This window comes from Pantoea sp. YR525 (assembly GCF_900116775.1).
Classification (GTDB): Bacteria; Pseudomonadota; Gammaproteobacteria; order Enterobacterales; family Enterobacteriaceae; genus Pantoea; species Pantoea symbiotica.
This window is the reverse complement of sequence record NZ_FPBU01000001.1, coordinates 193,906-206,705: the sequence shown is the minus strand read 5'-3', so window position 1 is coordinate 206,705 and position 12,800 is coordinate 193,906. Positions and strand designations below refer to the sequence as shown.

Below are 12,800 nucleotides of genomic sequence, written 5' to 3'. Positions count from 1 at the left end.
AACCATGTTACAACCGCAGGCTATTGCACCGCAGGGACCGTCCTTTTCACCGCTGATTGCCGGTTACTGGCGTTTAATGGAGTGGGGCATGACGCCGCAGCAAGTGGTGCAGTTTATTGAGCACCATTTAGCGCTGGGCATTACCACTGTCGATCACGCTGATATCTACGGCGATTACCAGTGTGAAGCCGCCTTTGGTGCAGCACTGCGCCTGGCGCCGGGTTTGCGTGAAAAGCTGCAAATCGTCACTAAATGCGGCATTGCGACGCGCGCCAAACCCGAACACCGCATTGGTCACTACATCACCGAAGCCAGCCACATTCTGCACAGCGCCGAGAATTCGCTGCGCCATTTCAATACCGATTACCTTGATTTGCTGCTGATTCATCGCCCGGATCCGTTGATGGACGCGGATGAAATTGCCGAAGCCTTTACGGCGCTGCATCAGAGCGGCAAAGTACGCCATTTTGGCGTCTCTAACTTCACTGCGTCTCAGTTCACGCTGCTGCAATCGCGTTTGCCATTTAGTCTGGTCACTAATCAACTGGAAATCTCCCCGCTGGAGCAAACGTCGCTGCTGGATGGCTCGCTCGATCAGTGCCAGCAGAACCGTATCCGCCCAATGGCGTGGTCCTGCCTCGGCGGCGGTCGCGTGTTTAACGATCCACACTATCAGCCGTTGCGCGATGAGCTGGAGCAGGTGAAGCAGGAGATTGGCGCCAGCAATATCGAACAAGTGGTGTATGCATGGGTGATGAAGTTGCCAAGCCGTCCGCTGCCGATTATTGGATCAGGCAAAATTGAACGTGTGAAAGAAGCGGTTGGCGCCTGCCAGTTAACCCTCGATCGCCAGCAATGGTTCCGCATCCGCAAAGCCGCCATCGGCTACGATGTGCCCTAAAGCGTAAAGCTGCGTCAAATTACGGCAGCCTGGATGAAAGCGGTCCAGGCTTACAGAGAATCTAACCGTAAGGAGACGTTATGAAGAAGACCCTCATTGTTATGATGGCTCTGGCCTGCGCCGCAGGTGCGCAGGCGGCGTCAGAAGAAGTCACGCTGCACGAAACCACCGCGCAGGGCATCGGAGCGGCAATTGGCAAAGTCACTATCAGCGAAACGCCGTACGGTGTGCAATTTACGCCAGCGTTAAGCGGCCTGAAGCCGGGCGTTCATGGTTTCCACGTGCATGCCAAAGGCAGCTGTGAACCGGGCGAATCAGACGGTAAAATTGTGGCGGCCGGTGCGGCGGGCGGACATCTCGATCCGCAAAAAACCGGCAAGCATCTTGGCCCGTATGCCGATGGTCACCTTGGCGACTTGCCCGCGCTGTTTGTAACCGAAGATGGCAAGGCGAATTATCCGGTGGTTGCGCCACGCATCAAATCCCTGAGTGAAATCAAAGGTAAAGCCTTGATGGTGCATGTGGGCGGCGATAATCATGCCGACCATCCGCAACCGCTCGGCGGCGGCGGGGCGCGTTTTGCCTGCGGTGTAATTTAACTTCGTGGGCGGCAGCAGCTTGTCGCCCTGATTTACTTACTTTGAAAAAAATTGACCCATTTTCTTGCTACTCTCAGCGGTTTTTCCGTCCTATGATATTGATTCAGGAATAAAACCTTCAGGGGCAGGAATGAAAGCGCGTGGGATGATGTTGTTATGTTTATTGCTGGTGGGATGCGATCAACCCAACGACACACAGTTGCGTTTAGATGCCAGTCGACAACTGCAACGCACCATCGATACCAACCCGCTGCGTGTTGAGTGTGAAAAGATTGCGCGTGGGCGTGAATGGCTGACACAGCACACCCTCCATCGTCTGGAAGCCAAAGGCTGCGAAAACGTTCTGCGCAGCGCCACCGAAACCAATTTCACCCACAGCGAAACTTATCGTCATGCGATGACGGTGGTATGCGGTGGCATTCAGGGTAAAAGTTTCACCGGCACCACCTTGTATCGACGTTTTATCTACTCTTCAGAAGAGAAAGCGCTGGTGATTGAACCGATGACCGATCAGGACAAAACCCGCTTCGAAGGACAGAAATCGCTGCAGCAGTTGCAGGACGATTTTAATCGCCAGACCACGCAATATTGTCAGTGATTAATCCGGCACCGCCTGCGCCAACTGGGCGAGTGAGCAGCGCAGGCGCCACAAAATACCCGCCAGCGTATTGGCTTCGCTCTCTGCTTGCTGCTGCAGTTGCTCAATCATGGTTTCCAGCTCATCCAGCGTGGCCTGCAACGCGGTGTGATGCACGCCGCGCAGACTCATAATCCGTTGCAGATCCTGCAGGCTGCTGTCGCGCATTTGCCCGAGCGTAGCCGAAGTTGGCTGCCATTCGCGCAGCTGCCAGACAATGTGGGAACAGTTGAGTAGCACCACGCCCCAGCGCAGCAGCCAAACACGCGCCTGCTCGTCACGGCTGTTACTGAGCTGACTGATGTGATGATAAATCTGTGATTCGAAGTGGCTTTCGCTCAAGCGCGGATGGTGGCGTAGCTGATCAAGAAATGCATGGCGCAGGGCGCGAATATGCCGACGACTACGGCGCGCATCGGAGCTGGGACGCAGCACCTGAAACGCCAGCCACGCCAGCAGTACGCCGCACACCTTGGCGATATTGTCATTGAGGAAGCTTTGATAATCCCAATCCGGCGGATTGGTGACGGCGATAAAGGATCCCATAAAAACAATAAATTGACCCCACATTCCCGCACGTTTCTTCTGCTGCAGTTTAAACAACTGCAAGGTGAGCAGCAGCGGAAACAGCACCAGCAAAAACTGCCACAGCGCGCTGATTTGCACCATCAAACCAAACTGCAGCACAAAACTAAACAGCGACAGCCACAGCAAGGTTTTGAGTAACAGCGAGACGCTGCCGCTCGGCGAAGGCGCGGAAGAGTAAAGCACGCACGCGATGGCGGTGAGCGTCAGGGCGGCGGCACCGGAATCCCATTGCGTAGTGATCCAAAAGGCGCAGCCCAGCATGATGACGCTAAAAGTGCGCAGGGCGCTCCAGCCGGCTTCTGCGCTGTCGCTTTCGCGCGCCAGCGACGGCGCATACGGCGGCTGAAAACGGGTATCGGCATCGGCGCGTTCAATCAGGCGAATCCAGCGATTGACGTTGAGATAGACCCAGCAGAAATAGCGCAGGCGCTGAACGAATGCGCGTTGGCGGTAATCACCGGTTGCTGATGGCGTGATGCCGCGCAAAATCAGAGCCAACCGGTATTTGTCGCAGTGCGGCTGCGCCAATTCGTGCAGCAGTTTTGCCATGGCATCGTAAAGTTCAGGCGGTGCATCGGGCCAGTTCAGCAACATGCGGCGCAGACTGGAGAGTACGCTGGTCAGACGCAGCTGCTGATGCAGCACATAGTTCAGCACGTTGTTCTGACGGCGGAAACGATAGTGGCTCCAGAACGCCTGAATGCGCAGCAGGTTCATGGTGAGAATCTGGCTAATGACATTTTCATGGGCGGTGCGCACGTTATCGATGCTGCCTTGCTGCAGTAATAACACCGCATGATCCAGCAAACGCGCGTGCATCTGACGCAGTGAACTCATCAGCGCATTGCCATCCGAGGTGCTGGGCAGAATCATCATCATTAATCCGGCGCATAGGATGCCGGAGATCACTTCGCACACGCGCGCTTGCGCGATATCCCACAGCTGAGTGACATCAGTGATATTGACGCTGCTAAAGGCAATGATGGCGGCGGTATATCCCGCCAGCGAAAACGCGTAGGCCACGTTGTTTTGGTAGTGATTGGCGATCCAGGTGCAGAACGCCAACCAACCGGCCATGAAAAAGGCAAACAGCCAGGGCTCGTTTAGCGTGTGTCCGGCAATCAGCAGCGCGGCGCTGGCACCGAGCAAACTGCCAACGATGCGGCCCAGGCTTTTACTGATGGCACCGCCGACGGTGGGAAAACTCACCACCGCCGCCGATGTCATGGCCCAGTATGGTTCATCGAGTTGCAGCGCATAAGCGATGGTCAAGGCGAGACACATCGCAATGCCATTACGCAGCGCGTAGCGCCACTCGCCCCAGCTTGCTTTTATCCACGGCAGATTTTGCCAGGCCAGCCACTGAAAATTCATCACAACCTCAGTGCGCGATCGAGATGGTGCAGGTAGTGCCCGCCACCAGCGGCACGCCTTCCGGCAATGCGTCTAAGCGAATGCGCACCGGCACGCGCTGCGCCAGACGCACCCAGGGCACGTTAGGCTTGATATCCGGCACCAAACCGCCATCGCTGGCGACGCTTTGGTCATAAATGGCGCGTCCGATACTCTCGACTTTGCCCTGCAAACGCGCACCGTTGCTGTACAACACAATCTGCGCCGCAGCGCCGGGTTGAATATGGCGCAGCTTGGTCTCTTCGAAATAACCCATCACGTAATAAGAGTGGCTATCGACCAGCGCAAACAGCGGCGTACCGGCGCTGGCATAGTTGCCGGTACGAAGCGTCAGATTGCTGATCCAGCCATCGGTGGGCGCGGTAATCGTAGTTTGATCGAGGTTCCAGCGCGCCTGATCGAGGCTGGCCTGCGCGGCTTTCGCCGTTGATGCGGCGGCATTGGCTGTTAAGCGCGCGGCGTCCATATCTTCCGCTGAAATGACGTTGCGCGGCAGGCTGGCGCGGCGATTAGCTTCATGCTGCGCTTTCGCCAGATCGGCCTGCGCTTTGGCTAGCTGCGCTTCGGCGTTGGACTGCGCAATTTGCCACGGCACCGGATCGAGCTTGAGCAGCACATCACCTTTATGCACGAACTGATTGTCACGCACCTCCAGGGCGATGATGCGCCCGGACACTTCCGGCGTGATATCCACCAGTTCGGCGCGCACTTTGCCATCACGCGTCCACGGCGATTGCATGTAGTAATTCCACATCCACCATCCGGCAAGCAGGGCCAGCGCAAAGATCACTACGGTTGAAAAATACTTAAAAGGGTTGAATTTCATAGTGATTTATCCGAGGCTCAGTAACCACAATGCGCCAGCGACGCACAGTACAAACAGGGAAAGGTCCATTAAGGTGGGATGCCAGACATCGCCGGAGTAGATCCAGCCGCGTATCAGCGGGTGAATCAACAACCAGAAAAAGAATCCGAGTAACACCGCTTTAAACAGCGGCGGGAAAAACAGCGACGCACCGAACACCAGGTCGGTAAGCGGGGCGCTGGGGGAAAAAGCGGTTAGGGACACGTGTCATCATCCTTTTTGACCGGGAATCATCTAAATAGAGCGTAGACGGCAAGCGTATATGCAGGTCTGGTATTTGTAATTTGCCAGGTAAACTCGCAGAATAGTGTAAAATCTGGCTTAATAGCTAGCAAGCTAATTATAAGGAGATGCAATGGATACGCCCTTGGGAACCGATCTGTCTCGCCTGGTGCGCATTTGGCGCGCGTTAATCGATCAGCGCTTAAAACCGCTCGAGTTGACACAAACACACTGGGTGACGCTACACAATATTCATCAACTCCCGCCAGAGCAGTCTCAGATTCAGCTGGCAAAAGCCATCGGCATTGAGCAGCCTTCACTGGTGCGCACGCTGGATCAGCTGGAAGAGAAAGGCTTGATCACCCGCGCGACCTGCGCCAACGATCGCCGCGCCAAGCGCATCAAGCTGACCAAGCAAGCTGAGCCGATCATCGAGCAGGTTGAGAATGTGATTGATGCCACGCGCGATGACATTCTTTCCGGCATCAGCCTGGAAGAGATCAATCAGATGGTGACGCTGATTGCGCGGCTGGAAAAAAACATTCTCGAGTTTCACAACCGCGAGAAATAAAAAAACCGACGCCAGGCGTCGGTTTTTTTTATCTATTCGCTTAACGTGGCGAAACGGTAACCTGGCTGCCGTTTGACGCCATCACGACGCGCTGGCCAACCGAGTAACGGGTGGCAGCTTGCTTCTGCACCACCATGATGGTGTTGCCATCATCCTTGCGGATTTCCAGCTCGACACCGTCAGATTTGTTAACTGCACCCTGCACGCCCTGACCGGCTACGCCACCGAGTACCGCACCGCCTGCGGTTGCCAGACTGCGACCGCTGCCGCCGCCAATGGTGTTACCGAGGAAACCACCCAGCACCGCACCACCAATTGCGCCAATCACGTTGTTTTCATCGCCGCCCTGGATTTTCACCGGACGCACCGAAACCAGCGTGCCGTAGGAAACACTTTGTACTTGTTTAGCTTCGCTGGCGCTGTAAACGTCACCGGAAAGGGTGCTGTCGTTGGCACAACCTGCCAGAGTTAAGCCGGTCAACGCCACGGCTACAAAACGCTTAATCATCAGAACGCTCCTTAATGCAAAAAAACGCCATATTTCTCATCCTGTACTGCACAGAGTATAAGACAGAAAACTGGCAAATGACTCTAAGTCCGTATAATACGCGGCTGGGCCGAAGCATAGACCGTCTACCATCAACAAAAATTCAATTACCTGCAGAAAATATTTCTGAGCTGGAATCCACTGCGCAGTGACGCTGAAAAGCGGAATTTTATCATAGAATTAGCCCCGGTAATTTGCCAGGCTTAAGCCAGATGATGTTAAGGGAGTGAACCGCTATGAAATCAGGACGCTATATTGGCGTGATGTCCGGCACCAGCCTTGATGGCGTGGACGTGGTACTGGCGGCCATTGATGGGCAAATGGTGGCGCAGCAGGCCAGCTATTGTCATCCCATCCCGCAGGAATTACGCCAGCAGGTGCTGGCGATTTGTCAGGGACAATCATTGACGCTATCGCAGCTCGGACAACTGGACACGCGGCTTGGCAAACTGTTCGCCGAGGCGGTATTGACCTTGATGCACCAGCAGTCGCTGGAAGCCAGCGACATTATGGCGATTGGCTGCCACGGACAAACGGTGTGGCATGAGCCGCAAAGTGATGCGCCGAATACGCTGCAAATTGGCGATAACAACCAGATCGCGGCGGCCACCGGCGTAACGGTGATCGGTGATTTTCGTCGCCGCGATATGGCGCTCGGCGGGCAGGGCGCGCCGTTGGTGCCGGCCTTCCATCAGGCGCTGTTAATGGACAGCGTCGAACGCCGCATGGTGCTAAACATCGGCGGCATTGCCAATCTGTCGCTATTAATTCCCGGCCAACCGGTACGCGGTTTTGATACCGGGCCGGGCAATATGCTGATCGATGCGTGGATTTGGCGCAATAAAGGTTTGCCGTACGATAAAAATGCCGGCTGGGCGCGCAGCGGTCAGGTGGTTCCGGCGCTACTGGAGTTAATGCTAGGCGATCCGTGGTTTGCGCTGCCGCCGCCAAAAAGCACCGGACGCGAATATTTCAATCTTAGCTGGATTGAGCAGCAGTTGCAGCGTTTCCCGGCGCTGGCACCACAAGATGTGCAGGCCACGTTGACTGAGCTGACGGCGTTGACCATCGCGCAGCAGGTGCAGCTCAACGACGGTTGCGATCGTCTGTTGGTGTGCGGCGGAGGCAGCCGTAATCCGCTGCTGATGGCGCGTCTCGCCACGCATCTGTCGGGTACTGAAGTGGGTACCACCGACGAAGCGGGCATCAGCGGTGATGATATGGAAGCGCTGGCCTTTGCCTGGCTGGCGTTTCGCACATTAAATGGCTTACCGGGCAACCTGCCAGCGGTAACCGGCGCGCGGGAGATGAGTGTATTGGGCGCGATTTATCCGGCCAATCCCCGACCTATTCGTTAAGAGGTGAAGATGAAAAAAACTATTATGATGCTGAGTAGCGTGGCGATCTTGAGTGGCTGCGGCATGATGCATAAACAGCAAGAGACGCCACAACAGTTGCGCTACCAGTGCGGTACCTTGCCGCTGACGGTCACTCAGGATAACGCGAAGCAGCAGGTGAGCTTTATTCTGGATGGCAAGCCGCTAACGCTGACACAAACGGTCTCGGCATCTGGCGCGCGCTACAGCGACGGCACTTACGTCTTCTGGTCAAAAGGCAATGGCGCTTTTGTTGAACGTAATAACAAAATCGTGATTAATGATTGTGAATTGCAGAACGCGGATACCTCCGCTCAGTAAACGTTTGAGAAAGAGAAACAGCATGAGCGACAGTGACAGCTTGCAAAATATTGCCCATCTGCGTCGTGAATACACCCGCGGCGGGCTGCGACGTAAAGATCTGCCCGATAATCCTCTGGCGCTGTTTGAGCAGTGGCTGCAGCAGGCCTGCACCGCGCAGTTGCCGGATCCGACGGCGATGACGGTGGCCACCGTTGACAGCAGCGGCCAGCCTTATCAGCGCATCGTGCTACTGAAGCACTACGACGAGCAAGGCATGGTGTTCTATACCAACCTCGGCAGCCGCAAGGCGCTGCAGCTGGCAGAGAATCCGCGTATCTCGCTGCACTTCCCGTGGCACTTCCTGGAGCGTCAGGTGATGGTGCTGGGCGAAGTGGAAAAACTGTCGCCGCTCGAGGTGCTGAAGTACTTCAGCAGTCGCCCGCGTGATAGCCAGATTGGTGCGTGGGTGTCGAAGCAGTCGAGCCGCATTTCGGCGCGCGGCGTGCTGGAAGGGAAGTTCCTCGAACTCAAACAGAAATTCCAGCAGGGTGAAGTACCGCTGCCGAGTTTTTGGGGCGGTTACCGCGTCAAATTCCACACCGTGGAGTTCTGGCAGGGCGGCGAACATCGCCTGCACGATCGCTTCCTCTACCAGCGTAATGACAATGGCTGGTCGATTGACCGTTTAGCCCCGTAAAACTGCGTTTTATCCCCTTTCAACGCTGGCGCAGTTGGCGTCAGCGCTTTATGCTATAGCCCTCTTTTTTTCGTCTCCGCACGTCGGCGGAAAGCTGTGTACCAGCCTAGGTGCAGTCTGATCAATTTGGAGTCAGTGATGACCAGCAGTAACCTGATACAACAATTGCAAGAAAGGGGCTTAGTCGCCCAGGTAACGGATGAAGAAGCGTTAGCAGAGCGACTGGCGCAAGGGCCAATTGCACTCTATTGCGGCTTCGATCCTACCGCTGATAGCTTGCATTTGGGCCATCTGGTGCCGCTGCTCTGCCTGAAACGTTTTCAGGATGCCGGACACAAGCCGGTCGCGCTGGTGGGTGGTGCCACCGGTCTGATTGGCGATCCCAGCTTTAAAGCAGCAGAACGTAAACTTAACACCGCTGAAACCGTTGGCGAGTGGGTCGACAAGATCCGCAACCAGGTCGCGCCTTTCCTCAGCTTCGATTGTGGTGACAACAGCGCGATTGCCGCGAACAACTACGACTGGTTTGGCGGCATGAACGTGCTGACCTTCCTGCGTGACATCGGTAAGCACTTCTCCGTCAACCAGATGATCAACCGTGAAGCGGTGAAACAGCGTCTGAACCGCGAAGATCAGGGCATCTCCTACACCGAGTTCTCTTACAATCTGCTGCAGGGTTATGACTTTGCTGAGCTGAACAAGCGTCACGATGTGGTGCTGCAGATTGGCGGTTCCGATCAGTGGGGCAACATTACTTCTGGTATCGACCTGACGCGTCGTCTGCATCAGCAGCAGGCGTGGGGATTGACCGTACCGCTAATCACCAAATCTGACGGCACCAAGTTCGGTAAAACCGAAGGTGGCGCAGTGTGGCTGGATGCGAAGAAAACCAGTCCATACAAGTTCTACCAGTTCTGGATCAACACCGCAGATGCAGACGTGTATCGCTTCCTGAAGTTCTTCACCTTCATGAGCATTGAAGAAATCAATGCGCTGGAAGAAGAGGACAAAAACAGCGGCACAGCGCCACGCGCGCAATACGTGCTGGCTGAGCAGGTGACGCGTCTGGTGCACGGCGAAAGCGGCTTAACGGCGGCAAAACGCATCACCGAGAGCCTGTTCTCCGGCAGCCTGAGCGCGATGACCGAAGCGGACTTCGAGCAGCTGGCGCAGGACGGCATGCCAACCATCACGTTGACGGCAGAAGACGATCTGCAGCAGGCGCTGGTAGCGGCTGAGCTGGTGCCATCACGCGGCCAGGCGCGCACCATGATCGGTTCTAACGCGGTCTCGCTGAATGGCGAAAAACAGTCAGATGCGGAGTACCGTTTCAGCGACAGCGATAAACTGTTTGGACGTTTCACGTTGTTGCGTCGCGGTAAAAAACATTACTGCCTGATTAACTGGCAGTAAGCGTTCAGGGCCGGCTTCCGGCCCTTTTTTATGGCAAGACAGCAGTACAGGGCAAAATGAAAAATATTCTCGCAATTCAATCTCACGTTGTTTACGGACACGCCGGTAACAGCGCTGCCGAATTCCCGATGCGCCGCATGGGCGCAAACGTTTGGCCGCTGAATACCGTGCAATTTTCTAATCACACCCAGTATGGTCACTGGACCGGCACCGTGATGCCCGCCACGCATTTGACCGACATCGTTAAAGGCATTGCGGCGGTTGACCGCCTGAAGACCTGTGATGCGGTGCTGAGCGGCTATCTGGGATCGGCGGAGCAGGGCGAACAGATTCTGGAGATCGTGCGTCTGGTGAAAGAAGCCAACCCGAACGCATGGTTCTTCTGCGATCCGGTGATGGGCCATCCGGAAAAAGGCTGCATTGTGGCGCCGGGCGTGGCGGAGTTTCACTGCAAAATGGCGTTGCCCGCCAGCGACATCATCGCGCCGAACCTGCTGGAGCTGGAGATGCTCAGCGGGCATGAAGTGGCCAACGTGGAGCAAGCGGTGGTTGCGGCACGTGAACTGATTAGTAAAGGCCCGAAAGTGGTGCTGGTGAAACATCTGGCGCGCGCCGGACGCCGCAGCGACCGCTTTGAGATGCTGCTGGTGACCGCTGATGAGTGCTGGCACATCAGCCGTCCGTTGGTGGACTTTGGCGTGCGTCAGCCGGTTGGCGTGGGCGATCTCACCAGCGGCCTGCTGCTGGTCGATCTGCTGCACGGTAAGTCGCTGCAGGATGCGCTCGAGCACATTACGGCGGCGGTGTATGAAGTGATGCTGAAAACCCACGAAATGGGCGAGTACGAATTGCAGCTGGTGGCCGCGCAGGATGCGATTGCCAAACCGACTCAGCATTTCGCGGCAGAAAAGCTGTAAATTCCCGTAGGGTGCGCATTCATGCGCACCTGTAATTGAGGTCGCCATTAATGGCGACCCTACGTTCTGGGGCGTGCGCATTAATAGCGATGCGACAAAGAATTGCGTCGGATTAAACCAAACCTTCCGCCTTCAACGCCGCCTGCACCGCTGGGCGCTCTGCAACCCGGCTAAACCAGGCTTCCAGCGCATCCAGTCCACTCAAATCTAGCTTGATGGCTTTAGCCCAGCGCGTCACCACGAACAGATACACATCGGCAACGGTAAAACGTAATCCCAGCAGCCACTGTTTATCCTGCAACGCCTCATTCACCTGCTGATACTTCTTCTCCAGCTGCGCACGCGCAATGGCTTTGTACTCTTCTGGCGTATCAGGACGGAACAGCGGGCTAAAACCCTTGTGCAGTTCGCTGCTGACATAACTCAGCCATTCCAGCGTGTGATAGCGCGTCAGGCTGCCGGTTGGTGCCAGCAGGTTGCGATCCGGCTTGAGATCCGCCAGATACTGCACAATCGCCACGCCTTCGGTCAGGATGCTGCCATCATCAAACTGCAGCGCCGGCACTTGTCCTTTCGGGTTAATCTGCCAGTAATCTTCTCCTTGCTCGGTCACTTTCTTCTGCAGGTCCACGTTCACCTGGGTAAAGTCCAGTCCGCATTCGAGCGCGACAATATGCGGTGATAGCGAACAGGCACCGGGCTTACAATAGAGTTTCATCATGGCTTCTCCTTGAGTGTTGTGGTGATCGAAGCAGCATAAGTCTGCCAGGGATTTTTGCCAGTGACAGCGATCAGGAATTGCGGTCACCGTTCAGGTTTATTCAGCAAAGCATGGCAGTAATGGCAGCTTTTCGAGCGCGAAATCCCAAAATTGCCGCACTTTAGGCGTCATATTCTTCACGCGCTGGGTGACTAACTGCACCGGCAACGGTGCCGGCTCCCATTCAGGCAGTAAACGCAGCAATTTTCCGCTGTGGATATCGTCGATAACCTGATACGAGAGCAGCCGTCCAATGCCTTGTGCGCTGCGCAACGCTTCCAGCTGGCTCTCCACATCATTAACCCGCAGACGCGGCGTGATGCGCACGCGCAGATCCTGGGCGAAGCGCCACTCGCGTGTATGGCGCAGGCTCGTCACTAACGCATGTTGAGTCAGTTCAGTGGGATGAAGAGGCGTGCCAGCCTGTTGCAGATAGCCGGGGCAGGCAACCAGCGTTGAACGCACCGTGCCAACCTGACGCGCCACCATCGAAGAGTCCTGCAGTTCGCCAATGCGCAGCGCGATATCAAGACCGTTTTCAATCAGGTCCTGATAGGTGTCGCTGAGCACCACTTCAATCTGCATCTCCGCATGCTGTTGCAGAAAGGCATTCACTAAAGGCATGACGTGGCGACGACCAAACTGCACCGGTGCGGTTAAACGCAGCAAGCCATGCAGGCCGCTGTGGTGAGCGCTGTCGATGGCGCGCTGATAATCGCTCAACACGCGTTGCGCCTGCTCAAACAGCTGCCAGCCGGCTTCGGTGGGTGCCAATTGGCGCGTGGTGCGTTCAATCAGGGTGGTGGCGAGACGGGCTTCGAGCGTATTAAGAGTGCGAGTGATCACCGGTGGCGATCGCTGCAATAAACGCGCGGCGCCAGCCAAACTGCCTTGCTGGATAACCGCGACAAACACCTCAAGCTCATCAAACCTGTCCATGCTTCTTCCACGCTGATTAACAGTGAGCCGACATCATGAAGTTAAGTGAGCG

The 12,800-nt window shown here is 55.9% G+C and carries 15 protein-coding genes; 9 read left to right on the top strand and 6 right to left on the bottom strand.

The features are described from left to right. Positions 1-4: 4 nt before the first annotated feature. From BM323_RS00875 to BM323_RS00865, 3 genes are all read left to right on the top strand, one after another. A complete protein-coding gene (locus tag BM323_RS00875) occupies positions 5-901 on the top strand; it encodes an aldo/keto reductase (RefSeq protein ID WP_008110294.1) in 897 nt (298 codons plus the stop codon). Between the two features lie 80 nt (positions 902-981). After that, complete coding sequence (gene sodC / locus BM323_RS00870; protein WP_008110292.1) at positions 982-1,500, top strand: superoxide dismutase family protein; 519 nt, start codon at positions 982-984, stop codon at positions 1,498-1,500. Between the two features lie 130 nt (positions 1,501-1,630). Continuing rightward, complete coding sequence (locus BM323_RS00865; RefSeq protein WP_008110290.1) at positions 1,631-2,098, top strand: hypothetical protein; 468 nt, start codon at positions 1,631-1,633, stop codon at positions 2,096-2,098. On the opposite strand, the gene BM323_RS00860 is transcribed toward BM323_RS00865, so the two are convergent. The 3 genes from BM323_RS00860 to BM323_RS00850 are packed head-to-tail and all read right to left on the bottom strand — an operon-like array spanning position 2,099 to position 5,207. Further along, positions 2,099-4,099 carry an FUSC family protein gene (locus BM323_RS00860; protein ID WP_008110288.1) on the bottom strand — a complete coding sequence of 667 codons (2,001 nt, stop codon included), beginning with the start codon at positions 4,097-4,099 and terminating at the stop codon, positions 2,099-2,101. Positions 4,100-4,106: 7 nt separating this feature from the next. Beyond that, positions 4,107-4,964 carry an efflux RND transporter periplasmic adaptor subunit gene (locus BM323_RS00855; protein ID WP_008110286.1) on the bottom strand — a complete coding sequence of 286 codons (858 nt, stop codon included), beginning with the start codon at positions 4,962-4,964 and terminating at the stop codon, positions 4,107-4,109. A gap of 6 nt (positions 4,965-4,970) precedes the next feature. Beyond that, positions 4,971-5,207: a DUF1656 domain-containing protein gene (locus BM323_RS00850; protein ID WP_008110284.1), complete on the bottom strand. Its 237-nt coding sequence runs from the start codon at positions 5,205-5,207 to the stop codon at positions 4,971-4,973. 151 nt (positions 5,208-5,358) lie between these two features. On the opposite strand from BM323_RS00850, the gene slyA reads away from it, so the two are divergent. Then, positions 5,359-5,796, top strand: a complete 438-nt coding sequence (gene slyA / locus BM323_RS00845) for a transcriptional regulator SlyA (protein WP_007892783.1) — start codon at positions 5,359-5,361, stop codon at positions 5,794-5,796. A 40-nt stretch (positions 5,797-5,836) separates the two neighbouring features. On the opposite strand, the gene slyB is transcribed toward slyA, so the two are convergent. Further along, entirely contained in the window at positions 5,837-6,304 is a 468-nt protein-coding gene (gene slyB, locus BM323_RS00840) for an outer membrane lipoprotein SlyB (protein ID WP_008110282.1), read from the bottom strand. 275 nt (positions 6,305-6,579) lie between these two features. On the opposite strand from slyB, the gene anmK reads away from it, so the two are divergent. The 5 genes from anmK (at position 6,580) to pdxY (ending at position 11,049) form a co-directional block, all read left to right on the top strand. Then, positions 6,580-7,701, top strand: coding sequence for an anhydro-N-acetylmuramic acid kinase (gene anmK, locus BM323_RS00835; RefSeq protein ID WP_008110280.1), 1,122 nt, complete (start codon positions 6,580-6,582; stop codon positions 7,699-7,701). 9 nt (positions 7,702-7,710) lie between these two features. Further along, positions 7,711-8,040, top strand: a complete 330-nt coding sequence (locus BM323_RS00830) for an MliC family protein (protein WP_008110279.1) — start codon at positions 7,711-7,713, stop codon at positions 8,038-8,040. Between the two features lie 22 nt (positions 8,041-8,062). After that, positions 8,063-8,719, top strand: a complete 657-nt coding sequence (gene pdxH / locus BM323_RS00825) for a pyridoxamine 5'-phosphate oxidase (RefSeq protein WP_008110277.1) — start codon at positions 8,063-8,065, stop codon at positions 8,717-8,719. Positions 8,720-8,857: 138 nt separating this feature from the next. Beyond that, positions 8,858-10,132 (top strand): tyrosine--tRNA ligase, encoded by a 1,275-nt coding sequence (gene tyrS, locus BM323_RS00820; RefSeq protein ID WP_008110275.1) that lies wholly within the window; start codon positions 8,858-8,860, stop codon positions 10,130-10,132. Positions 10,133-10,188: 56 nt separating this feature from the next. Then, on the top strand, positions 10,189-11,049 hold the full coding sequence (gene pdxY, locus BM323_RS00815; protein WP_008110272.1) for a pyridoxal kinase PdxY: 861 nt from the start codon (positions 10,189-10,191) through the stop codon (positions 11,047-11,049). Between the two features lie 112 nt (positions 11,050-11,161). Here the strand turns inward: pdxY and gstA are convergent, their stop codons facing one another. Together gstA and BM323_RS00805 are read right to left on the bottom strand one after the other, a co-directional pair. Next, the gene (gene gstA, locus BM323_RS00810; RefSeq protein ID WP_175501674.1) at positions 11,162-11,767 is read right to left on the bottom strand and encodes a glutathione transferase GstA; all 606 of its coding nucleotides are present in this window, start codon (positions 11,765-11,767) and stop codon (positions 11,162-11,164) included. 99 nt (positions 11,768-11,866) lie between these two features. Then, positions 11,867-12,748, bottom strand: a complete 882-nt coding sequence (locus tag BM323_RS00805) for a LysR family transcriptional regulator (protein ID WP_008110268.1) — start codon at positions 12,746-12,748, stop codon at positions 11,867-11,869. Between the last annotated feature and the right edge of the window lie 52 nt (positions 12,749-12,800).